The sequence below is a fragment of the Acidocella sp. genome, from assembly GCF_035535915.1.
Classification (GTDB): Bacteria; Pseudomonadota; Alphaproteobacteria; order Acetobacterales; family Acetobacteraceae; genus Acidocella.
Genome location: NZ_DATLPB010000074.1, coordinates 18053 through 38976, shown reverse-complemented (window position 1 = coordinate 38976; position 20924 = coordinate 18053). Strand labels below are relative to the sequence as shown.

Genomic DNA, 20924 nt, shown 5'->3' with positions numbered 1-20924 from the left:
ATGCGGGGGTGGCGAGCGCAAACGGTTGCTGATGCACCGGTGCCATGCCAGCTTCATCGCTCCCGGCCTGAAGGACTAAAAGTTTTTACACCGCTTTTTCCAAAAAGCGGCCGCCTTCCTTGCTAAACGAAACCTCGCCCCAACCGGCGGCCATGCCGAGCCTGAGTCGCGGCGGTCCGCCGCGACACGCGCGGCGTGGCGTATGAGATCGTGCTTCTGGACAATGGCCCGGTTTCCAGAGCCGCCGAAGAGTTCACGGAAAATCAGGAAAATTTCCCGGATACCAGGGTTTTGCGGATCGTCGAGACATTCAACCATGCACGGCTCAACAATCTCGGCGCCAATCTGTCTGACCGGGAATTTTTGTTGTTTTTGAATAACGATATGATCGTCGGGAAATCTTCCTGGCTGCGGCTCATGGCCGGCGAATGTCGGGCGGATGAGAAAGTTGGCGCTGTCGGCTGTAAATTATTGTATCTGAATAAGACGGTTCAGCATGCAGGGGTGGTGCTGGGCGCGGGCGGAGTCGCCGATCACGCGTTTCGCGGCATCGGCGGTGACGCGCCGGGGTATGTGATGCGCGCGCAGGTCGCGCGGCGCGTGTCCGCCGTCGCTGCGGCGTGCATGCTGGTGCGGCGCCAGGCGTTCGCGGAAGTGGATCTCTGCGTGAAACGCGGCATGGCGGGGTGGAAAACCCTGTATGCGGCGGAGGCGGTGGCCGAGCATCGCGAAGGCTGTAGCCGGGGGCATGATTTCGCCGAGCCTAAGCGCGACCGCTTCATGCGGGAAAGCACGGTCATGCGCCGGCGCCATGCTCTGCCGCTTGCGGATGGTCTGTTCTACAACCTGCGTTTTTCCGCACGGGCGGCGCCTATCGGGAGCTGCGCGTGATGCCCCCGGACGATGTGCGGCGTTGGCCCGCACCCTACCTGCCGGCGGAAGGCGCGTAGGCAAAAGGCACGGTTACCGGTCGGCAGTCGTGGCCTAGGGTGAGCAATTCATCAGGTGGCCCCTGCCGGTTCCACCGCCATACGGATTGCTCGTGACGCGCGCCGAAGCGGCGTTGCGTGGCGTCAGGTGCGGGCGAGGCGGCGGGCGGTGAGGAGCAGCATGCGCCGATCCTCCGAGGAGCAGGCGCGATACAGGCGCATCAGCGCGAGCTCATCCCCCATGAGTGAGCCGGTCTCACCGGAGACGAGATAGCCAAGCGAGGTGTTCAGCACCTTGGCAATTCGCTCCATGTTGTCACGAACCTGGCCGGCGCGGTCGGTCTCCCACTGCGCGATGGCAGAGCGGGAGACGTTCAGCTTGGCCGCGAATTCGTCCTGCGTGAGATTGGCCGCAAGCCGCAAAGCCCTGATCCGGGCGCCAACAGTTTCGGTGGGAAGTTGTTTTTTTGATGCCATAGCGACTGTCTAACACGATAAGGTACAAGACGTCATGTTAGATTTTCTTGACCTTTCCAGTTATGATTGCTAACATGTTACGAATTTGCAAGGAGGCGTTATACCGCAGGAAACCTTCGTGCAAGAGGGCGCGGGCCGCCGCGCCGCGGCGGCGCCGGACGGCGGGAAAAATTGTGCAGTGCATTCGCACGTGGGGGTTGTTGCGCCCGCCGCCGCCGGGGCTTCGCCTGTGCTAACGGGACGGAAATCTGAAAAATTCGTTGTTGCGGCATGCGGAAATGCGGTTTTTGGTATCCCTGCCATGATGTTCAGGCCGGGCGGCGGACGCGGGGCAAAAAGCTGTTGACGCGGAAGGAAAAGTAAAATATTTCGATACAGTAACATTTATGGACGGCATGGAGGAATGTCACGCAAAAATGATCAACTAATTGTCGGGTGGTCATTAAGATTGACAACTCCTTAGTTGCGCGCGGTTAGGAGCGGCGCCGCTCGCCATCGCGCGGCCGGTCGCAGCGGCCTTGCCGGCAAAGCCGCATGTTTCCGAGGATAAAAATGAGTCCGGGCGGTGAAATGTACGGCGTCGTATCTTTGCAGGTGAGGTCTACGTTCTCTGTTAACCAGACGTTGCATCATCGCCGTGTGGCGGGGCGCATCACAACGTTGTGCGCGGCGGCACGGCCGGGCGCGGCCAAGGCTGCTGCGTGCGGCGCCGCAAAAGTATCTAACGGCATGTCATTGCCTGCCCGACGCTGGCTGGAAACAGACTATACAACCTGACATATTTATTGGCCGTGCCGACGGCGGCGATGGCCGCGCCGCGCCGGCCTCTTCCGGCGCCGGCGCGGCTGCGGCGATGTTCAACGTCGCATCACGGGGTTTTGTTCGCGCCGCCGCCGATGTGCCGGGCCAGGGCCCGGCGGCCGTTATTCGTGAAGCCGCTTGATCAGGTCTTCCGCCTCGTCGCGGCTGAGACGCAGCGCGCGCCGGGCGACCTCCTGCGCAAAGCCGCCGCGCGCCATGGCGGCGAGAATCTTGAGTTCCGGAGCGGCGCCGAACGGGCCGGCGCGGCGGCGGCGCAGATAGGCGCAGGCGGCGGCGAGCTCGCGCTCAGGATCGTGCGCGAGGTCCGGCGCGTGCACGCCCTTGGCCGCCAGATGCGCCAGGGTCGCCCGGCGCGACTTGCCCGCCCGGCTCAAACGCTTGGCCCGTGCGGCGGCGAACGCCTCGTCATTCAACGCGCCGAGCTCTTTCAGCCGGGCGATCACGCCGGGGATGGCGGCCTTGGCACGGCGCGCGGCGGCGGCCTCCGTGCCGTCATCCTCCGCGCTCATGTTGGCGCGGGCCCAGCGGTCGAGCCGGCGGGTCAGCACGCGCGCCAGGCCGGCCTCGCTTGCCGCGTAGCGCGCCAGATGGTTCAACGCCGCTTCCAGTAATTTGGCTTGATCGGGGGGGGGCTCCGCCATGGCGGCGAATCTCGCCGTTCCGCCGCCGGCTGACAAGCCGGAAACGCCCTTGTCACGCGCCGCCCCAGCCTTTATACGGCGCGCTTCACCGTCAAACGTGATGCGCGCGTGTCCAGGCCTTTAGGCATGCCTGGCCGCCACCCCGATATCCGGGACCCCCGCTTCGCGGCGGGGTGTAGTTATAGGAGACCGAAATGCCGAAGATGAAGACCAAGTCCGCGGTCAAAAAGCGGTTCAAGATCACGGCCACCGGCAAGGTGCTGGCCGGCCCCGCCAAGAAGCGGCACAATCTGATGGCCCGCAGCCAGAAGGCCAAGCGGCAGAATCGTGGCAACCACCCGCTGACCCATGCTGACGGCCTGACCGTCAAGCAGTGGGCTCCGTACGGCCTGAACTAAGGAGACCCAGACATGGCACGTGTGAAACGCGGTGTTACCACCCACGCCCGTCATAAGAAGGTTCTGGACCTTTCCAAGGGCTATTTCGGCCGGTCTTCGACCAATTACCGTATTGCGCTGGAGCGGCTGGAAAAAGCGCTGCGCTATGCCTACCGCGACCGCCGCGTCAAGAAGCGCGAGTTCCGTTCGCTGTGGATCCAGCGCATCAACGCCGCCGTGCGCGAGCACGGGCTGACATACAGCCAGTTCATTTTCGGCCTGAAGCAGGCCGGCCTGGAACTGGACCGCAAGGTGCTTGCCGCCATCGCCTACGACGATGCCGCCGCGTTCGCGGAAATCGTCCAGGCCGTGAAGGCTGTCAGCGCCGCTGCCTAAGGCAAGTGAAGTGGCCGCTTTTTGAAAAAAGCGGCGCAAAAACTTTTGTGACTTTGGGCCCGTGCCGGTGAAACCAGCACGGGCCCAAAGTTTATAAAGTTTTTTTGCTACTTTTTGTTCACAAAAAGTAGGCTTTCTTTCTCCCCTTGCGTCATATCCGGCCCGACCTCATCTCTGGGAGCGGACATGAAATTCGATCACCCTTTGCCTGACAGCCTGGCCGAGAGCGTGGCATTCCTCACCTTGCAGGAGCGCACGCAGCTTTGGCACGCCGCCATCCTCTTGGCGGATTCCCGAGGCATGGTGATGCATTTGGCCGCCACGTTCGGCCGGCAGGTCGATGCCCTGAAAAATCGCATGTTCAACGCCGGCGAGCGGTTCGGCGGCGCGGTCTGGTCCGATCTCGTGCAGGGTGCGCAGGACGCCGTGGAAGACACGTTGTGGCGGAGCTATTCGCTGGCCACCTTCGGCCTCGACGCGGTGCCGCAGATGCTGCGGCCGCGCCAGCCGCGCAATAACGCCCTGCACCGGCTGGCGACGACGGCCAGCGGCGTCGCTTCCGGCTTTGTCGGGCTGCCCGGCGTGGTGTTCGACATTCCCTTCACGACCGCGACGATTTTGCGCTCGATCGCCGAGGTGGCGCGCGACAGCGGCGAAAACCTGGCCGACGAGGACACCAAGCGGGCCTGCCTGGAAGTGCTGACCCTGGGCGGCCCGGGCCGGGAGGACGAGGAGGCCGAAACCGGCTATTGGGCGGCCCGCATCGGCATGAACCATCTCGCGATCAATCTGCTGATCCGCGCGGCGGCCGGACGGTTCGGCCTGGTCGTGTCGGAGAAATTTCTCGCCCAGGCGGTGCCGCTGGCCGGGGCGGTGGCCGGCGGCGCGCTGAATTATGCGTTCACCGACTATTACCAGACCATGGCGCGCGTGCATTTCTGTCTGCGCCTCCTGGAACGGCGCACCGGCGACCCTGCGGCCCTTAGCGCCTGCTTCACGCAAATGGTGCGCGCGGCGCGAAACCGCCGCCGCTTCGGCCGGCGGGCCCCGCGCGGCACGGTGTTTCTCCTGCCGCGGTAGAAAGACAAAGAGAAAAAAGGAAGCGCTTCTTTTTGTGAACAAAAAGAAGCAAAAAAACTTTGTTTACTCTGGGCCCGTGCGGTTTCAACGCCCCAGGCCCAGCGTAAACAGAAGTTTTTGCGCCGCTTTTTTCAAAAAGCGGCTGCTTTCGTCGCCTTACTTAACCTCAAGCAACTCCACGTCGAAAATCAGCGTCGCGCCGGGCGGGATCACGCTGCCCGCGCCGCGCTGGCCGTAGCCGTGTTCGGCCGGGATGATCAGCGTGCGCTGCCCGCCGACCTGCATGGTCGCGACGCCCAGATCCCAGCCGGAAATCACTTGGCTCACGCCGATCTTGAAGGTGAAGGGCTGGCCGCGGTCGCGCGAGGAGTCGAATTTCTTGCCCTTGGTGCCGTTTTCATCCAGCCAACCGGTGTAATGCACAGTGACCATCTGGCCCTTGGCCGGCGTGGCGCCGGTGCCGACCACATGGTCTTCGTATTTCACGCCGGATGGCATGGTGGTGATGTTGTCTGTCGCCATTGCAATGGTCTCCGTTTGTCTGGGGGAGTCAGGTAATGAATTCCGCTGCGCCCGGCAATCGCGCGCGCAGCCGGCAAATGGCGGCATGGCTGGTCTGCCGTCATGCCGAGCCGGTGGCGTATTTCGCTAGGCCCCGCCTCCGGATAAGACATGCGCGCGTAGGCATCGTCAGAGTATCATTCAAAGAAGGACCATCCATGCCCAACATCGCCATTGTCTATCACTCCGGCTACGGCCACACGCGCCGTCAGGCGGAGGCCGTCGCCGCCGGCGTCGCCAAGGCCGGCGCCACCGTGCATCTGCTCGCCATCGACAACGAGACCGGCGACCTCGCCGCGGGGGACTGGGATCTGCTGCAGCAGGCCGACGGCATCATGTTCGGCTCGCCCACTTATATGGGCAGCGTCTCCTGGCAGTTCAAAAAATTCGCCGATGCGAGTTCGAAAGCCTGGTTCGGCCGCGCCTGGAAGGACAAGTTCGCCGCCGGTTTCACCAACTCGGCCTCGATGAACGGCGACAAGTTCCTCACCATTTCCTACATGATCACGCTGGCGATGCAGCATGGCATGGCCTGGGTGGGGCTCGACATCCTGCCGGCCAACACCAAGAAGGCCACCCGCAACGATCTGAACAATATCGGCGCCTTCTCGGGCGCGATGATGCAGACTCCGGCGGATGCGTCGGTCGACGAGATGGTGCAGGGCGATCTGGATACCGCGACCGCTCTTGGCGAGCGTTTCACCAGGTTCGTCGCCCGGCATAAGGCGGACTAACTTCGGGGGCGCCCGGCGGGGTTTTATCCCGCCTCATGAAAAACGGGGGCGCGAGCCCCCGTTCTTTTTTGCTCCGAACCGCGCTTTTGCAGCGCAGAGTTCGCCTTAACGCTTGGACGCGTGCAGGCCCGCGGCCAGCGCCGTTTTCTCGCAGACATAGGCGCCATGCTTGGTCTTGCCGAAATATTTCGAGCTGCTGGCGTGGAACACATGGCTGTGGCTGACATTGATCCAAACCACCGCGTCACCCGGGCAATGCGCCTGGGCGGTGGCGGCGGAGGAGAATTTCTCGCTGGCGGGCAGGGCATGCCCGGTCATGTGGTGGTGCTTCTTCGCGGTCGTGGCGGTGGCGGCGGGCGCGGTCGCCGGAGCGGCGGGCGCGGCCATCATCGACCCCTGAGACATGCTCCCCTGCATCATCTGGCTCGGCGCCGTCGTGGTCTGGGCAAGCGCGGCCTGCGCGCCCAGCCCGACGATGGCGGCGGTGAGGGCCGGCAGGGCAAAGCGCGCGAATTTGAATGACGTCATGATAGTTTGCTTTCCTTGATACCGCACCCCGTTCGGCGCGGCGTGATGAAGACGATCGCCTATCTCTTGTTTTGGCTTCGATATAAGCGACATGCGCTTTTCACCTGTGTGACGATTCGTATCAAGGATACCATTGGGTTATATTCGGGCGTTGATGCCGGAAGGGCACATACAAGGCCAATTTTGCCGCCGCGTCGGCGGCGCCGGCCCGGGAGCGGTTGCGGCCCCGCCGTCCTGGGACTAGGGTCGCGCCGTTTTTTCCCCGCAAAGTGCGAGACCCACCATGCCCTTGATCGCCGACCGCCTGAACCGCATCAGCCCCAGCCAGACCATCGCCATTTCCACCAAGGCCCGGGCGTTGAAGGCCGAGGGCCGGGACATCATCAGCCTTTCCGCCGGTGAGCCGGACTTCGACACGCCCGCCCATATCAAGCAGGCCGCGATCGCGGCGATCAACGCGGGCGACACCAAATATACCGACGTCGCCGGCACCGCCGCGCTGCGCCAGGCGATCGTGGCGAAGTTCAAGCGCGACAGCGGCATCGACTACAAGCCGGAAGAGATCATCGTCTCCACCGGCGGCAAGCAGGTGATCTTCAACGCCATGCTGGCGACCGTGCAGGCGGGCGATGAGGTGATCATCCCCACCCCGTGCTGGGTCAGCTATCCCGACATCGTCGCCCTGGCCGAAGGCAAGCCGGTGTTCGTGCCGTGCAGCCAGAATAACGGTTTCAAGATGCGCGCCGAGGACCTTGAGGCGGCGATCACGCCGAAGACCAAATGGGTGTTCCTGAACTCGCCGAGCAACCCGACCGGTGCGGCCTATTCCGCCGCCGATCTGCGGCCGATCTGCGACGTGCTGCTGAAGCACCCCAATATCTGGGTGTTTACCGACGATATTTACGAGAAGCTGGTCTATGACGGCTTCAAGCCGGCCACCATCGTCGAAGTTGAACCGCGTTTGCGCGACCGCACCCTCACCATGAACGGCTGCTCCAAGGCCTATGCCATGACCGGCTGGCGCATCGGCTATTGCGGCGCGCCGCTCGCCCTTATCAAGGCGATGGACAAGCTGCAGAGCCAGTCCACCTCCAACACCTCCTCGGTCAGCCAGGCCGCCGCCGTCGCGGCGCTGAACGGGCCGGAGGACGACATCGCGAAAATGGCCGCGGTCTACAAGGAGCGCCGCGACCTGGTGGTGGACATGCTGAACGCTGCCCCCGGCCTCGTCTGCTCCAAGCCTGAAGGCGCGTTCTATGTGTTTCCCTCTATGCAGGGCTGCATCGGCAAGACCACGGTGAAGGGCAAGAAGATCGAGACCGACGAGGATTTCGTGATCGCCCTGCTGGATGAGGAAGGCGTTGCCGCCGTGCACGGCTCGGCCTTCATCTATCCCGGCTATTTCCGCATCAGCTACGCCACCTCGACCGAGGCCCTGCGCGAAGCCTGCACCCGCATTCAGCGTTTCTGCGCCGGACTGAAGTAGGAAAGAAAGCGCTACTTTTTGTGAACAAAAAGTAGCAAAAAAACTTTGTAAAACTGGGCCGTGCGGATTTCAACGCCGCCGGCCCAAAATCATCCCCGGTACAGAAATTCCGAGAGCAGAGCGAGCAACACCGCCGCCAGAGGAATGGCCATGAAGAAGGGGAGCGCGAAGAAGACCGCGTAGCCGGTCACCGTGGCGCCGACCCAGTACATCAGGAACGACGCGACCTGGCGCTTGGTATCCCGGGGCATGGCGAATTTGCCGCTCACCAGCGTTTCAGTCAGGCCGATGATGATGTTCGTCAGCGTGCTGGTGAACACGATCGTCGGGATGTTTGAAAGATTAACGCGCTTGCCGACGATGCTCTGCATGCCCATCGCCATCGAGGCGAGCATGATCGTGGCCTCCAGGCCCAGCGTGCCTCTGTGGTGCGTGATCGACGGCCATATCGCCAGCGTGGCGGCAAGGAGCAGCGCCTGCACCGTCAGCAACAGGCGCAGCGCTGGATGCTGGGAGAGGTTGCGGCTGATCAGCACGCCGGCGGCGGTGCCCACCACGTAGCCGATCAGCGCAATCGCTGAGCCGAGCGCTGCGGCGAAGGAAAAGCGGCTGATATAATAACCGAGGAATGCCAGGTTGCCGGTCATGGCCGAGACCAGGACCCCGCCCAGCTTGGCGAAGGCGATGAGATCCACGGATCCCGCGGCGAAGGCGGTGCAGACGAGAATGAGTTCGAGTGAAGGTTTGATCGGGGCTTTGTCGGACATCTTCCACCGGAGGCTTGCAATTGATTCGCGCCGTGGCGCGAGCGAGCAATGCAATCGCGGGTGGAAAAAAGCTAGACCAGAGGGAAGAAAGTGGCCGCTTTTTGAAAAAAGCGGCGCAAAAACTTTTGTTTATGCTGGGCCGGTGGCCGTGACGCCGGCACGGGCCAGAGTTTAAAAAAGTTTTTTGCTTCTTTTTTTCAAAAAAGAAGCGCTTCCTTCCTTCTACAAATCGTCGCGCGCCGCAGCCTCTTCGGCGGCCGGGGTCGCGGTGCGGCGCGCCCGCAACCGGCGGATGCGCCGCGCATCGGCTTCCAGAACCAGGAACTCGATGCCCGAGGGGTGGGGAATGATCTCGCCCTTGGTCGGCACCCGTCCGGCGAGATTGAACACCAGGCCGCCCACGGTTTCGATGTCGGCGTCGCGCTCGTCCTCCGAGAGCACCGGCCCCAGCCGCGCCTCGAATTCCTCCACCGGCAGCAGCGCGTTGATGTCGAGCGCGCCGTCCGGGCGTTCCACCAGCATCGGCCCTTCGATCTCGTCATGCTCGTCGGAAATGTCGCCAACAATGGTCTCGACCAGGTCTTCGATGGTCACCAGCCCGTCGATGCCGCCATATTCGTCGACCACCAGGGCCAGATGCGTGCGCGTCTGGCGCATCTGCATCAGCAGGTCGAGCACGCCGATCTGCGGCGCCACCAACAGCGGCTTGCGCAGGATCTTTTCCAGCGCAAAATCCTCCGCCGCGCCGTTGAAGGCGAACACGTCCTTGATATGCACCATGCCGACCACGTCATCGAGATGCTCGCGGTACACCGGCATGCGCGAATGCCCCTCCTCGCGGATCAGCGCCATCGCCTGCGGCAATGTGGCGTCGGCGCGCATGGCGACGATGTCGGGCCGTGGCACCATCACATCGTTGGCGGAGATTTCGCGCAAATGCAGCACATTGGCGATCAGCGCGCGTTCGTGAGGATCGAGCCCGAGCGCGGCTTCCTTGCTGGCTTCCTCCACCAGCTCGGCAATCGAGTCGCGCACCGACACTTCCGGATTGCGCAGGCGGTGCAGGAATCGTCCCAAGGTCGAACTCATCGTGTCGAACTCATCGGTTTTTCCAGGGATTGGCGATGCCGAGCCGGGCCAGCAAGCGCGCCTCCTCGGCTTCCATACGCCGCGCGTCGCCGACATGGTCATGGTCATGGCCCTGCAGATGCAGCGCGCCATGGATCAGCAGATGGGTCAAATGCGCCGCGACCGATCTGCCCGCCGTCTGGGCCTCGCGTCGCACCACGCCCAGCCCGAGCAGGATCTCGGCCGGATGCTCATAGGTCAGCACATTGGTCGGCTTGTTCTTGCCGCGGTCTCGGGCATTGAGCTGCTTGATGGTGCGGTCATCGGTGAGCACCACATCCGCGGCGCAGCCGGCCTCCCGCATGGCGCGCGACACCAGGCGGGAGAGATCCCGCACATAGGCGTGCCAGCGACGTTCCATGACCACTAATCCGCCCCCGAAGGGGCTCGTACTTCCAGGTTCCATTGTCTCTTTCAGCCGTGGCGCTCGCGCGCATGTTCCCGTGCGGCGGCGTGGCGCTGATCATAGGCCTCGACGATCCGCCCGACCAGCGGGTGGCGCACCACGTCGGCATTGCTGAACCGCGCGACCGCGATGCCGGAAATGCCCTCCAGCGTGTCCAGCGCATCGGCCAGGCCGGAGCGCGTGCCCGCCGGGAGGTCGATCTGCGTGAGATCGCCGGTGATCACCATGCGCGTGCCTTCGCCCATGCGGGTCAAAAACATTTTCATCTGCACCGGCGTGGTGTTCTGCGCCTCGTCAAGGATCACGAAGGCATGGGCGAGCGTGCGGCCGCGCATGAAGGCGAGCGGGGCAATCTCGATTTCACCGGTGGTCATGCGCCTGGTCAGCTGGTCGCCGGGCAGCATGTCGTTCAGCGCGTCGTAAAGCGGGCGCAGATACGGGTCCACTTTCTCTTTCATGTCGCCGGGCAGGAAGCCCAGCCGCTCGCCGGCTTCCACCGCCGGGCGGGAGAGCACGATCCGGTCCACCGCGCCTGAGGTGAGCATGGCCACCGCCTGCGCCACCGCCAGATAGGTCTTGCCGGTTCCGGCCGGGCCTAAGGAGAACACCATCTCGAAGCGCGACAGCAGTTCCATATAAGCGGCCTGCGCGGCGCTGCGCGGCCCCACGGCGCCCTTGCGGGTGCGGATCGCCGGCAGGTCGGAGAGCGGCAGACGCGGCTCGCCGGCCGGTTCGGTCAGGCGCATCGCGGCATCGACTTTCGGCCCGTCGATCATCTCGCCTTTTTGCAATTGTCGGTACAGCGCCCCCAGGGTGGCCTCGGCGGCGCTGACTTGCAGCGCCGGGCCGGTGATGGAAACGCGGTTGCCGCGGCAGGCGAGGCGGACACCGAGCCGTTGCTCGATGCGGGTCAGATGCCGGTCGTGGTCTCCGAGCAATAATGGCAGCAATGCGTTATTGTCGAAGGTGAGCGTGAGCGAGCGCGGCAGCAGGGCGGGTTCGGTAGCCGGCGATGCGATGATCTGGCTCAAGCGGCGATTTGCTCCTGTTCAAGACGGCCAAGAAGGGAATTCGGGTTGGCGTGGGTCATGGTCACCATGTGCACCTCGCCGGTGAGCGGGGCAGGGGCCTCGACCACCACCGGCTGGGCATAGAGCGAGCGCCCGGCGATCTGCCCGGCATGGCGCCCCAGCCCGGTGAACAGCACCGGGGTGGTGAGCCCCACCGTGGCGGCGTTGAACGCATCCTGCTGGCGGCGCAGCTCCGCCTGCAATTCGTACAGGCGCGCATCTTTGAGCGCCTCGTCGAGCTGTTTCAGCCCCGCCGCCGGCGTACCCGGGCGCGGCGAATATTTGAAACTGTACGCGAGCGCGAAGCCGGTCTCGCGCACCAGCGCCATGGTCGCCGCAAAATCCTCATCGGTCTCGCCGGGATGGCCGACGATGAAATCCGAGGTGAACGCCATGTCCGGCCGCACTTCGCGCAGGCGGGCGACGACGCGGCGGAACGCGTCGGCCTTATGCTTGCGGTTCATGGCGGCGAGGATCTTGTCCGAGCCCGACTGCACCGGCAGGTGCAGGAACGGCATCAGCGCCGGATTGTCCCGATGTGCTTCGATCAGCTCTTCGCTCATGTCGTTCGGGTGCGACGTGGTGTAGCGCAGCCGCCTGAGGTCCGGGATCTCCGCCAGCGCCGCGAGCAGCCGCGCCAGGGTCCAGGTTTTTCCGTCCGGCCCTTCGCCATGATAGGCGTTCACATTCTGCCCGAGCAGCGCGATTTCGCGCGTGCCCTGGGCCACCATGCGCCGCGCTTCGGCGATCACCTGCGCCGCCGGGCGCGAGGCCTCGGCGCCGCGCGTGTAGGGCACGACGCAGAAGGAGCAGAATTTGTCGCAGCCTTCCTGGATGGTGAGGTTGGCGATCACGCCCTGCGGCGCCCCGTTCTCGGGCAGGAAGTCGAATTTCGGCTCGGCCGGAAACGCCGTGTCGATCACCGAGCCTTGGGTGCGGTGCGCCTGGGCGATCAGTTCCGGCAGGCGGTGATAGGCTTGCGGCCCCACCACCAGGTCCACATAAGGCGCGCGCTGGAGCAGCAGTTCGCCTTCGGCTTGGGCGACGCAGCCGGTGACGGCGATCATCATCTTGCCGCCGCCTTCCTCCTTCATCACCCGCAGGCGCCCGAGCGCGGAGAACACTTTCTCCTCGGCGCGCTCGCGAATATGGCAGGTGTTCATGATCACCATGTCCGCGCCTTCGGGCTTGTCCACGGTGGTGTAGCCGAGGGGGGCCAGCAGGTCCGCCATGCGTGCACTGTCATACACGTTCATCTGGCAGCCATGCGTTACGACATGCAGTTTGCGGGGCTCGCGGTCCGTGGGGGTCATACGCCTATAACTCGGTCACTAAAGATTGCACCAAACATTGGCGCGAACTTTAGCGCGAAGTGGGAGCATCTCCCAAATAGGCATAATATTTTCTGCACACCGCACCCGGCGCCGGCCCGGCCCGCGCCGGAAGAAATCCTGAAAGGCAGCGGCAAGCCGATCAATGCAGAAAAAACCCTCCTTGCATGGCCCTACTCGGCATCTTTTTCCGGCGTCGTGTCAAGAAAATTTGGATGAAGCTTCGGTGTCCGCATGGCCAGCCCGTGGCCGAGCGCCACGCGCTGGTCGAACACGAAACAATCGCCCCGCCACCGGCTATCTTCTTTCGGCACCTCTTCCAGATAGCGCAGAATCCCGCCCTGCAACTGGTATACGTGCTGGAATCCGGCCGCGATCATATAGGCGCTGGCTTTCTCGCAGCGGATTCCGCCGGTGCAGAACATGGCGATTTTCCGGCTTTTGTCGTAGGCCAGTTCGCGGTCGACATAGGTCTTGAACCGGCTGAAACTTGTGAGTTTCGGGTCCACCGCACGGGCGAAACTGCCCATCTCCACTTCGAATCCGTTGCGCGTGTCCAGCACCAGCACGTCCGGATCGTCGATCAGCCGGTTCCAGTCCTGCGCGTTGACGGCCTGGCCGACCGGCGCGTCCGCGTCCAGCGTGTGGCCGAACGTGATGATCTCGCGCTTGAGGCGGATTTTCAGCCGGTCGAAATGTCGGGCGCCGGCAGCGGAGAATTTCAGCTCCAGCCGGTCGAAAGCCGGCCGGTGCGCTTGCCGCTGCCCCAGGGCCGCGACGACCGAATCGATGGCTTCGGCAGGTCCGGCCAGCGTGCCGTTGATCCCTTCCGGGCTCACCAGCACCGTCCCGTGAATGTCCGCGCCGCACAGGTTCAGGAATTCCGCGCGCACGGCGGCGGGGTGATCGAGCCGGACGAACTGGTAGAAGGCCGCAACCTTGTTCGGCAATTCCCGGCTCACCGCCAGTCCCGCCCCTGGCGCAGCGACGCGGCATTATGCGCCACCCGTTCTTCCAGCGCCGCGGTCAGCGCCTTGCGGTTGGCGTAGGTGCCGGGGGCGATCGCCTCATCGAGAATGATCGTCGCGTGCAGGTGGCGCCGCCGGCCGAGGCGCGCGTAATGCGAGGCGAGGTCCATGTCGCCATACCAGGAAATGTCCGGCCGCTCATGGCGGCGCACCGGAAACCCGTCGAGCGTGTCGTAAACGATCGTCACCGGCTGCACATAAGGCTGCGCCTCTGTCTCCGCCAGGGCCAGGAAGGAGGTGGAGAAGCGCAAGATGCGCACGCCATCGGAGGTCGTGCCCTCGGGGAACAGGATGATGTTGTCCCCCGCCGCCATCCGTACCTCCAGCTGGGCCTGCTCCGCGCTCACCGTGTCGCGGTTGCGCGAGACGAACACCGTGCGCCCCAGCCGCGCCAGCCAGTTGATGAACGGCCACCGGTCGATCGCGCCCTTCGCCACGAAGCAGCCCGGCAGCACGCCGCCGAGCGCCACGATGTCGAGCCAGGAACAATGATTGGCGACGAACAAGACCGGCCGCTGCGCCGGCAGGCTTCCGGTCACCGTGAGCCGCAGCCCCAGCAAAAAAGCCACGCCGCGCCAATAGATCATCGCGAACCGCACTTTCGCGCGGCCCGGCAGGGTCAGCATCAGGGCCTGGGTCGGCATGGCGAGCAAAGTCCAGGCCAGGATGACGACCAGCCGTGCGGTCATGCGGATCAGGAAGGACCATCCTTCATGACATCGCGCCTTACGCGCATCGCTTCCATCAAGTGTCCCATGCCCCGCATCCGGTTTCACGTCGCGGGCTCTTGATGGCGGGAAAAGCGCCAAGCGGCAACTGCCGGCAGCCTCCAAGAAAGGAAGGCTACTTTTTGTGAACAAAAAGTAGCAAAAAAACTTTATGACTCTGGGCCAGGGGCGTTGGCGGCGACAACGCCCCTGGCCCAGCATAACAAAAGTTTTTTGCGCCGCTTTTTTTCAAAAAAGCGGCCACTTACTTCCTAATCCCGCGCCGGCTCTTGCGTATCGTTGGCCCGGCCGATGCCCTGATAGGCGAATCCGGCGTCGCGCATGGCTTTCGGATCGTAGACATTGCGCAAATCCACGACCACGTCGCCGCGCATCAGCTGCTTCAGCCCGACCGGGGAGAGCGCGCGGAATTCGTTCCATTCGGTGACCAGTACCAGCGCGTCCGCGCCCGACACCGCCTGCCTTGCATCCTTGGCGAAGGTCACGCCGGCGGGCAGCAGCGGCCTGGCCCCCTCCATGGCCGCCGGGTCGAAGGCGGTGACTTTCGCGCCGCGCGATACGAGCCCTTCGATCAGCGGCAGGGAGGGCGCCTCGCGCATGTCGTCGGTCTCGGGCTTGAAGGCGAGGCCCAATACCGCGATGTTTTTATCCTTCACATCGCCGCCGCAGGCTTTCAGCACGCGCGCGGCCATGCCGCCTTTGCGGTGGTCGTTCACGCTGACGACCGACTGGATCAGCCGGCTCGGCGCTCCGGCCTCCTCGGCGATGCGCATGAGCGCCAGCGTGTCCTTGGGGAAGCACGAGCCGCCGAAGCCCGGCCCCGGATGCAGGAATTTGCGGCCGATGCGGCCGTCCAGCCCGATGCCGCGCGCCACGTCATGCACATCGGCGCCGACTCGCTCGCACAGATCCGCCATTTCATTGATGAAGGTGATCTTCATCGCCAGAAATCCGTTGGCGGCGTATTTGATCAGCTCCGCCGTCTCCAGCCCGGTGAAGACGATCGGCGTCTCGATCAGGTAAAGCGGCCGGTAGAGCTGGCGCAGCACCTCGCGGGCGCGGTCGCTGTCGGCGCCCACCACCACGCGGTCCGGCCGCATGAAATCGGCGATGGCGCTGCCTTCGCGCAAAAATTCCGGATTGGCGGCCACCTCGATGTCGAGTTCCGGGCGCAATTGCCGCGCCAGGGCGGCGATTTTCCGCCCGGTGCCGACGGGGACGGTGGATTTCGTGACGATCACCGCGGGATGGTCCAGGCTCTTCACCACCTGCTCGACGGCGGCGAACACATAAGTGAGGTCGGCATGGCCGTCGCCGCGCCGCGTCGGGGTGCCGACGGCGATGAACACCGCTTCCGCATCGGCGATTCCCTCTTGCAGCGTGGCGGGGAAGGTCAGTCGTCCGGCCGCCATGTTTTCCGCCACCAGACGGTCCAGGCCGGGCTCATAAATCGGAATTCCACCCGTCAGAAGCATGCGGCGCTTGTTCTCATCGGCTTCCACCACCGATACCGCCACACCAAATTCCGCGAAGCAGGCCGCCGAGACCAGGCCGACATAGCCGCCGCCGATGATCGCAATCTTCATGTGCCGTCTCCAAACGCTGGGTCCGTCTCGGTTCTGGCGTGGCTGCCGAACGCAGACAAGCCCTGCCTCCCGTGCCATCGGCGCAGAGGATTACGGCGGTGCCATCTTCAAATTCGGTTGCGTTTCGGCCATGGTCCCCGCGCATATGGATCCTGTAATCTCCCTCGGCCTGCTGGCCCTGCCGCGCCACCTTGCCCTCATGGCCGGCCTCGCCATTTTTTCCGGCATCATCGTCCGGATCATGATCACCGTCGGCGTGCCCGATCGCCCGGACGCGCGGAAGGCCCATACCCACACCACGCCGAAATCCGGCGGCGTCGGCATTGTTTGCGCCTTTCTACTCGGTGTGCTGTTGCTCTACCGCTACGGCCAGGTCTCCCGCCTCGCGGAAGGGTATTTCATCGGCGTGATCGCCGCCGCCGTGCTGATGGCGGCGATCTCCCTCATCGACGACCTGCTGGAGCTTTCCTACGTCATCAAGCTCGGCACCCAGCTCATCGCCGCCGCCGCCGCGGTCGCCGCGGGGTTGTGGGTGCACCTGCTGGCGCTGCCTTATTTCGGCACCATCGACATCGGCTGGCTCGGCGTGCCGCTCACCATGTTCTTCCTGCTGTTCGTGACCAACGCGATGAACTTCATCGACGGTCTGAACGGCCTGGCATCCGGCGTCACCGTCATCGCCTGCCTGTTCCTGGCCGGCATCGCCGGGCTCTATGGCGGCTTCTTCGTCTATACCGCGGGGCTGCTGCTGGCCGGCGGCGTGCTCGGGTTCCTGCCGTTCAATTTTCCCCGCGGCAAGATTTTCATGGGCGATGTCGGCAGCCAGTTCTGCGGCTTCATGCTGGCGTTGTTCGGCATTGCCGCGGCGCGGTTCGAAGGCGCACCGCTCTCCTTTCTGCTGGTGCCGCTGCTGCTCTCCGGCGTGCTCTACGACGTGACCTTCACCCTGATCCGCCGGATCCTGGCGCGCGAAAACATCGCCCGCGCGCATAACGGGCATCTATATCAGGTGGTCCGCCGCGCGGGGATGGATGCGCGGGCCGTGGCGCTCTGGCACTGGGCGTTCGCCCTGCTCGGCGGCGCGGATGCCATCGCCTTCCTGGCGGTGAAGTCGGATGAAAAAATCTTCGTCGTGCTGGTCCCGCTTTTGGTGCAGTTCGGCTGGACGTTTTATGTGGCCCGCCGCGCCGCCGCCGCTGGGCTGGGGCGGTGGTAAGCAAAGATAAGTAAGGGCTACTTTTTGTGAACAAAAAGTAGCAAAAAAACTTTGTTATGCCGGGCCATGGGCTGTGTCAGCGCCAACGCCCATAGCCCAGCATAAAAGAAGTTTTTGCGGCGCTTTTTTCAAAAAGCGCCTGCTTCCTTTTTGCTTTTTTATATGTGAATCCCGCCGGCGACCTCGATCCGTTGGGCGTTGATCCAGCCGAAATCGTCGGAGAGCAGGCCGGCGATGACCGGGCCGACATCCTCGGGCAAACCGACGCGGCCAAGCGCGGTATAGCCGGCGATCGCTTTGTTCACTTCAGGATTGTCGCGCACGACGCCGCCGCTGAAGTCGGTCTCGATCGCCCCCGGCGCCACGACATTGACCGCAATCCTGCGTGGTCCCAGCTCGAGCGCCATGTAGCGGGTCAGGGCCTCGACGGCCGCCTTCATCGGACCGTAGACGGCGCGTCCCGGATAAGCGAAGCGGGCGAGCCCGGACGAGATGTTCACGATCCGGCCGCCATCGTTGATGAGCGGCAGGAGCTTCTGCGACAGCAGGAACACGCCCTTGAAATGGACGGCGAACTGCGCGTCCAGGTCGGCTTCCGTGCCGTTCGTGAAGCTCGCGCCGGAGGATGTGCCGGCATTGTTGACGAGATAGTCGAAGCGCGCCGCGCCCATTTCGGTCAGGGCCGCCCTCACGCGCAGGATGAAATCGTCGAACGACGCGGCTTTTCCGGTGTCGAGCTGGAGGGCGATCGCAGGCGCCCCGGCTTCCGCCGCGAGTGCGCTCACCTTGTCGGCCTCGGCGCGATTTGCATGGTAGGTGAAAATCGAACGGACGCCGCGCTTGGCGAGGCGCAGGACCGTATCGCGTCCAATTCCACGGCTGCCGCCGGTGATCAGGGCGATCCGGAATTTGGTGTTATCTGACATCGCATACCTCGTTTGAGAGAAATCCATCATGTGGATGCCGCGAAATCTGGCGCGATCCCCGGTTCGAAACCATGCCCGGACTTGCTCTTTTCTTGCCCGATCTTACTTTTCGGGCGGAGCGGTGTGTGGAGCGGAATATGTCTGATCTACAGAGACTTAAGGGAAAAATAAGGGATATCTTGCCCGGATTTTCGGGGAAGAGCCCTTATTATACGAAAGCTGATGGCCTGATCCTGCTTGAAGCGCGGACTGAAAAACATCCAACCTGTCTCGTCCATAAGCCGGCGCTTTGCGTCGTGGTGCAGGGCGCGAAATGGACCACTTTCGGCAATCGGCGTCTCGACTATCGCGCGGGCCAGGTCATGGTGGTCGGCGTCGAAATGCCCGGCTCGAGCCAGGTCGTCGAGGGCACGGACGGCGCTCCCTATTATTCCGTCGTCATCGGGCTCGATCTGGCGATCCTGCGCCAGGTCCATGAGGCCCTGGGCACGCCGCCGGACATCATTGATGCCCCGACCTTGGGCGCGTTCGTCATGGATCTCGACGAGGCGCTGCTGTCCTGTGTCACGCGCATGATCGAGACGCTGGACGAGGCCGATGCCGTGTCGATCCTGTATCCCGGCCTGATGCGGGAGTTATGCTATCTTCTGCTGCGCGGCCCGCATGCCGGTGCTTTTGCGCGCATGATCGGCATCGGCAAGGCCGGCTCTTTGGCCGCGGCAATCCGGGAGATTCGCGAAAACTATGCGGCGCCGCTCCGGCTCGGCCGTCTGGCGGATGTGGCAGGCCTCAGCCCGTCGGCGTTTCACCGGAAGTTCAAAGCGGTAACGTCTATGACGCCGCTGGAATATCAGAAGCAGTTGCGCCTGATGGAGGCACGGCGCCTGATGATCGCGGATCATGTTTCAGCCGAGACAGCGGCCTTCGAGGTCGGCTATGCCAGCCCGTCGCATTTCAGTCGCGATTATACGCGCAGGTTTGGCGGACCGCCCCGCCGCGACGTCGAAGCGCTCAGTTTCGACCGTCCCCGATGAGTTGCCTCACGGGCGACCCGTTTCGGGAGAAAATGACCGGCCGTGAGACCGGGAAGCTCGGCGCCTAGCCTGCCGGCCTGGGCGGCTGGCCGTTGAGCGAAATGTCGTTGGTCACCCGGATCATCTTGCCCACGGTCAGTTGCAGCCCGTTCAGGCCCCATTGATAGCGGTTCAGCACGCCTTCGGTATGGATGGCGGCGAGCTGGCCGTTGGTGGCGATGAAGTTGAGCCGCATATCGAACGGATGCGTCTGGCCGCGCATCGTGAGCTGGCCGACCAGCCGGCCGCCCACGCAGTCGCCGACGTAATGCTGCGTCGGATAGTCAACCGGGTCGAGGAAATCTTTCGACATGGTCTGGGAACGGATCAGCGCATTGGGCAGTTCCAGGCTTTCCACCACCAAAGTCACGTCGATATGACAGGTTTTCGCCGTCGGGTCGAAATCCAGCCGGCCGGAAAGCGTTCGGAACGTTCCCGTTACGCTCAGGATCACCGCGTGCGAATGCGTCTGCGCCAGCATGTTGCCTGCGGTCAGCTCCAGGGTCATCGGCTGGGCGGCGGCGGCAAAGGGCAACAGGGCCAGGATGAGTCCGGCTGCGATTCGCATTGTCGATTTCATGTTTTTCCCTCCGCGCTGGCGGCTAGGCACTGGGCCCCAAATTAGCGGGAAAATGATGCCCCGCAAGCGCGCCGGACCTTTGGCCATGGTCCCGGCGACGCCACTTAAGAGCCATAGCGGTCGTTTGGGAGGGCGCGATGCCGAGCTGGCAGTCCTACGTGGTGAACCCTCTTCTGCGCTTCACCGTCAAACGCAAGCTGGCACGGATCACGACTCCGCTGGCGGCGCGCGCGGTCCTCGGCAACAACCCGCCGCCACCGCCGGCGGGCGCCAGTTTTACGCCCGGCACGCTCGGCGGCGTGGAGGGGGAATGGGTGCGGGCCGGCGCCGGCCATGAAGGCATGCTGCTTTACCTGCATGGCGGCGGTTATTTCTCCTGTTCGCCCGTCACGCACCGCGCCATCACCGCGGCTTTCGCCCTGCGCGGTTTTTGTGTCTTTGCGCCCCGTTACCGGCTGGCGCCGGAGCACCCGTTTCCCGCGGCGCTGGAGGATGCGCTGGCCGCCTGCCAGGCCCTGCTGACCCAGGCGCCAGGGCGCGTCGCCATCAGCGGCGATTCCGCGGGCGGGGGCCTCGCTTTGGCGGTGCTGCTCGCCGGCAAGGCGCGGAATCTGCGGTTGCCGGCCTGCGCCGCCTTGTTCTGCCCGTGGACCGATCTCGCCGCCACCGGCGCCTCGCTGACACGCAACGCCAGGCGCGAGAGCCTGCTCTACGGCCCGAAAGTGAAGGACGCCGCGGCGGTTTATCTGCAAGGGCAGGACCCGACCAACCCGCTGGCCTCGCCGCTCTACGGCGATTTCACCGGTCTGCCGCCGCTGCTCATTCAGGTCGGCAGGGCGGAAATCCTGCTGGACGATTCCACCCGTGTCGCCGCCCGCGCGGCGGCGGCGGGGGTGCCGGTCGAACTGACCATCTGGGACAATCTGCCGCATGTCTGGCACGTGGCGCAGCATTTCCTGCCCGAAGCACGGGCCGCATTGGATCAGGCTGCAAGTTTCGCCAAGTCCGCCCTTGCATCCGGGGCCGCCCGCGCGTAAAGCCTCGCTCTGTCTTT

At 64.1% G+C, this 20924-nt stretch carries 24 protein-coding genes; 10 read left to right on the top strand and 14 right to left on the bottom strand.

Annotated elements, in window-relative coordinates; translation table 11 throughout:
- The first annotated feature begins 195 nt into the window (after positions 1-195).
- A complete protein-coding gene (locus tag VNC39_RS09180; RefSeq protein WP_325398411.1) occupies positions 196-891 on the top strand; it encodes a glycosyltransferase in 696 nt (231 codons plus the stop codon).
- 182 nt (positions 892-1073) lie between these two features.
- Here the strand turns inward: VNC39_RS09180 and VNC39_RS09175 are convergent, their stop codons facing one another.
- Both VNC39_RS09175 and VNC39_RS09170 read right to left on the bottom strand, forming a co-directional pair.
- Complete coding sequence (locus VNC39_RS09175; protein ID WP_325398409.1) at positions 1074-1406, bottom strand: helix-turn-helix domain-containing protein; 333 nt, start codon at positions 1404-1406, stop codon at positions 1074-1076.
- A gap of 923 nt (positions 1407-2329) precedes the next feature.
- Positions 2330-2869 (bottom strand): regulatory protein RecX, encoded by a 540-nt coding sequence (locus tag VNC39_RS09170; RefSeq protein WP_325398407.1) that lies wholly within the window; start codon positions 2867-2869, stop codon positions 2330-2332.
- A gap of 194 nt (positions 2870-3063) precedes the next feature.
- On the opposite strand from VNC39_RS09170, the gene rpmI reads away from it, so the two are divergent.
- From rpmI to VNC39_RS09155, 3 genes are all read left to right on the top strand, one after another.
- Positions 3064-3267: a 50S ribosomal protein L35 gene (gene rpmI / locus VNC39_RS09165; protein WP_325398405.1), complete on the top strand. Its 204-nt coding sequence runs from the start codon at positions 3064-3066 to the stop codon at positions 3265-3267.
- Between the two features lie 12 nt (positions 3268-3279).
- Positions 3280-3642, top strand: coding sequence for a 50S ribosomal protein L20 (rplT, locus tag VNC39_RS09160; RefSeq protein WP_325398403.1), 363 nt, complete (start codon positions 3280-3282; stop codon positions 3640-3642).
- A 186-nt stretch (positions 3643-3828) separates the two neighbouring features.
- Positions 3829-4722 carry an EcsC family protein gene (locus tag VNC39_RS09155; RefSeq protein ID WP_325398401.1) on the top strand — a complete coding sequence of 298 codons (894 nt, stop codon included), beginning with the start codon at positions 3829-3831 and terminating at the stop codon, positions 4720-4722.
- A 156-nt stretch (positions 4723-4878) separates the two neighbouring features.
- Here the strand turns inward: VNC39_RS09155 and VNC39_RS09150 are convergent, their stop codons facing one another.
- A complete protein-coding gene (locus VNC39_RS09150) occupies positions 4879-5244 on the bottom strand; it encodes an FKBP-type peptidyl-prolyl cis-trans isomerase (protein WP_325398399.1) in 366 nt (121 codons plus the stop codon).
- Positions 5245-5441: 197 nt separating this feature from the next.
- On the opposite strand from VNC39_RS09150, the gene VNC39_RS09145 reads away from it, so the two are divergent.
- A complete protein-coding gene (locus VNC39_RS09145) occupies positions 5442-6017 on the top strand; it encodes a flavodoxin family protein (RefSeq protein ID WP_325398397.1) in 576 nt (191 codons plus the stop codon).
- A 105-nt stretch (positions 6018-6122) separates the two neighbouring features.
- Here VNC39_RS09145 and VNC39_RS09140 read toward each other — a convergent pair whose 3' ends face one another.
- Complete coding sequence (locus VNC39_RS09140) at positions 6123-6545, bottom strand: hypothetical protein (RefSeq protein WP_325398395.1); 423 nt, start codon at positions 6543-6545, stop codon at positions 6123-6125.
- A gap of 283 nt (positions 6546-6828) precedes the next feature.
- Between VNC39_RS09140 and VNC39_RS09135 the strand changes: the two genes are divergently transcribed.
- Positions 6829-8031 carry a pyridoxal phosphate-dependent aminotransferase gene (locus tag VNC39_RS09135; protein ID WP_325398393.1) on the top strand — a complete coding sequence of 401 codons (1203 nt, stop codon included), beginning with the start codon at positions 6829-6831 and terminating at the stop codon, positions 8029-8031.
- Positions 8032-8120: 89 nt separating this feature from the next.
- Here the strand turns inward: VNC39_RS09135 and VNC39_RS09130 are convergent, their stop codons facing one another.
- A complete protein-coding gene (locus VNC39_RS09130) occupies positions 8121-8798 on the bottom strand; it encodes a YoaK family protein (RefSeq protein WP_325398391.1) in 678 nt (225 codons plus the stop codon).
- Between the two features lie 20 nt (positions 8799-8818).
- Between VNC39_RS09130 and VNC39_RS09125 the strand changes: the two genes are divergently transcribed.
- Complete coding sequence (locus tag VNC39_RS09125; RefSeq protein WP_325398389.1) at positions 8819-8950, top strand: hypothetical protein; 132 nt, start codon at positions 8819-8821, stop codon at positions 8948-8950.
- A 70-nt stretch (positions 8951-9020) separates the two neighbouring features.
- On the opposite strand, the gene VNC39_RS09120 is transcribed toward VNC39_RS09125, so the two are convergent.
- The 7 genes from VNC39_RS09120 to VNC39_RS09090 form a co-directional block, all read right to left on the bottom strand.
- On the bottom strand, positions 9021-9887 hold the full coding sequence (locus VNC39_RS09120; RefSeq protein ID WP_325398387.1) for a hemolysin family protein: 867 nt from the start codon (positions 9885-9887) through the stop codon (positions 9021-9023).
- 10 nt (positions 9888-9897) lie between these two features.
- Positions 9898-10287 (bottom strand): rRNA maturation RNase YbeY, encoded by a 390-nt coding sequence (ybeY, locus tag VNC39_RS09115; RefSeq protein ID WP_325398385.1) that lies wholly within the window; start codon positions 10285-10287, stop codon positions 9898-9900.
- Between the two features lie 53 nt (positions 10288-10340).
- Complete coding sequence (locus VNC39_RS09110) at positions 10341-11363, bottom strand: PhoH family protein (protein WP_325398383.1); 1023 nt, start codon at positions 11361-11363, stop codon at positions 10341-10343.
- Positions 11360-12715, bottom strand: a complete 1356-nt coding sequence (miaB, locus tag VNC39_RS09105) for a tRNA (N6-isopentenyl adenosine(37)-C2)-methylthiotransferase MiaB (RefSeq protein WP_325398381.1) — start codon at positions 12713-12715, stop codon at positions 11360-11362. Before miaB ends, VNC39_RS09110 begins: the two co-directional genes overlap by 4 nt.
- Positions 12716-12906: 191 nt before the next feature.
- Entirely contained in the window at positions 12907-13695 is a 789-nt protein-coding gene (locus VNC39_RS09100) for a rhodanese-related sulfurtransferase (protein WP_325398379.1), read from the bottom strand.
- A complete protein-coding gene (locus VNC39_RS09095; RefSeq protein ID WP_325398377.1) occupies positions 13692-14450 on the bottom strand; it encodes a lysophospholipid acyltransferase family protein in 759 nt (252 codons plus the stop codon). Before VNC39_RS09095 ends, VNC39_RS09100 begins: the two co-directional genes overlap by 4 nt.
- A 290-nt stretch (positions 14451-14740) precedes the next feature.
- Entirely contained in the window at positions 14741-16075 is a 1335-nt protein-coding gene (locus VNC39_RS09090) for a UDP-glucose dehydrogenase family protein (RefSeq protein WP_325398375.1), read from the bottom strand.
- A 145-nt stretch (positions 16076-16220) separates the two neighbouring features.
- On the opposite strand from VNC39_RS09090, the gene VNC39_RS09085 reads away from it, so the two are divergent.
- Complete coding sequence (locus VNC39_RS09085; RefSeq protein ID WP_325398373.1) at positions 16221-17291, top strand: glycosyltransferase family 4 protein; 1071 nt, start codon at positions 16221-16223, stop codon at positions 17289-17291.
- Positions 17292-17449: 158 nt separating this feature from the next.
- Here the strand turns inward: VNC39_RS09085 and VNC39_RS09080 are convergent, their stop codons facing one another.
- The gene (locus VNC39_RS09080) at positions 17450-18217 is read right to left on the bottom strand and encodes an SDR family NAD(P)-dependent oxidoreductase (RefSeq protein WP_325398371.1); all 768 of its coding nucleotides are present in this window, start codon (positions 18215-18217) and stop codon (positions 17450-17452) included.
- A 137-nt stretch (positions 18218-18354) separates the two neighbouring features.
- Between VNC39_RS09080 and VNC39_RS09075 the strand changes: the two genes are divergently transcribed.
- Complete coding sequence (locus VNC39_RS09075; protein WP_325398369.1) at positions 18355-19251, top strand: AraC family transcriptional regulator; 897 nt, start codon at positions 18355-18357, stop codon at positions 19249-19251.
- A 64-nt stretch (positions 19252-19315) separates the two neighbouring features.
- On the opposite strand, the gene VNC39_RS09070 is transcribed toward VNC39_RS09075, so the two are convergent.
- The gene (locus tag VNC39_RS09070; RefSeq protein ID WP_325398367.1) at positions 19316-19870 is read right to left on the bottom strand and encodes a YceI family protein; all 555 of its coding nucleotides are present in this window, start codon (positions 19868-19870) and stop codon (positions 19316-19318) included.
- Between the two features lie 137 nt (positions 19871-20007).
- Here VNC39_RS09070 and VNC39_RS09065 point away from each other — a divergent pair, with 137 nt between their 5' ends.
- Positions 20008-20907, top strand: a complete 900-nt coding sequence (locus VNC39_RS09065) for an alpha/beta hydrolase (RefSeq protein ID WP_325398365.1) — start codon at positions 20008-20010, stop codon at positions 20905-20907.
- The last annotated feature ends 17 nt before the right edge of the window (positions 20908-20924 follow it).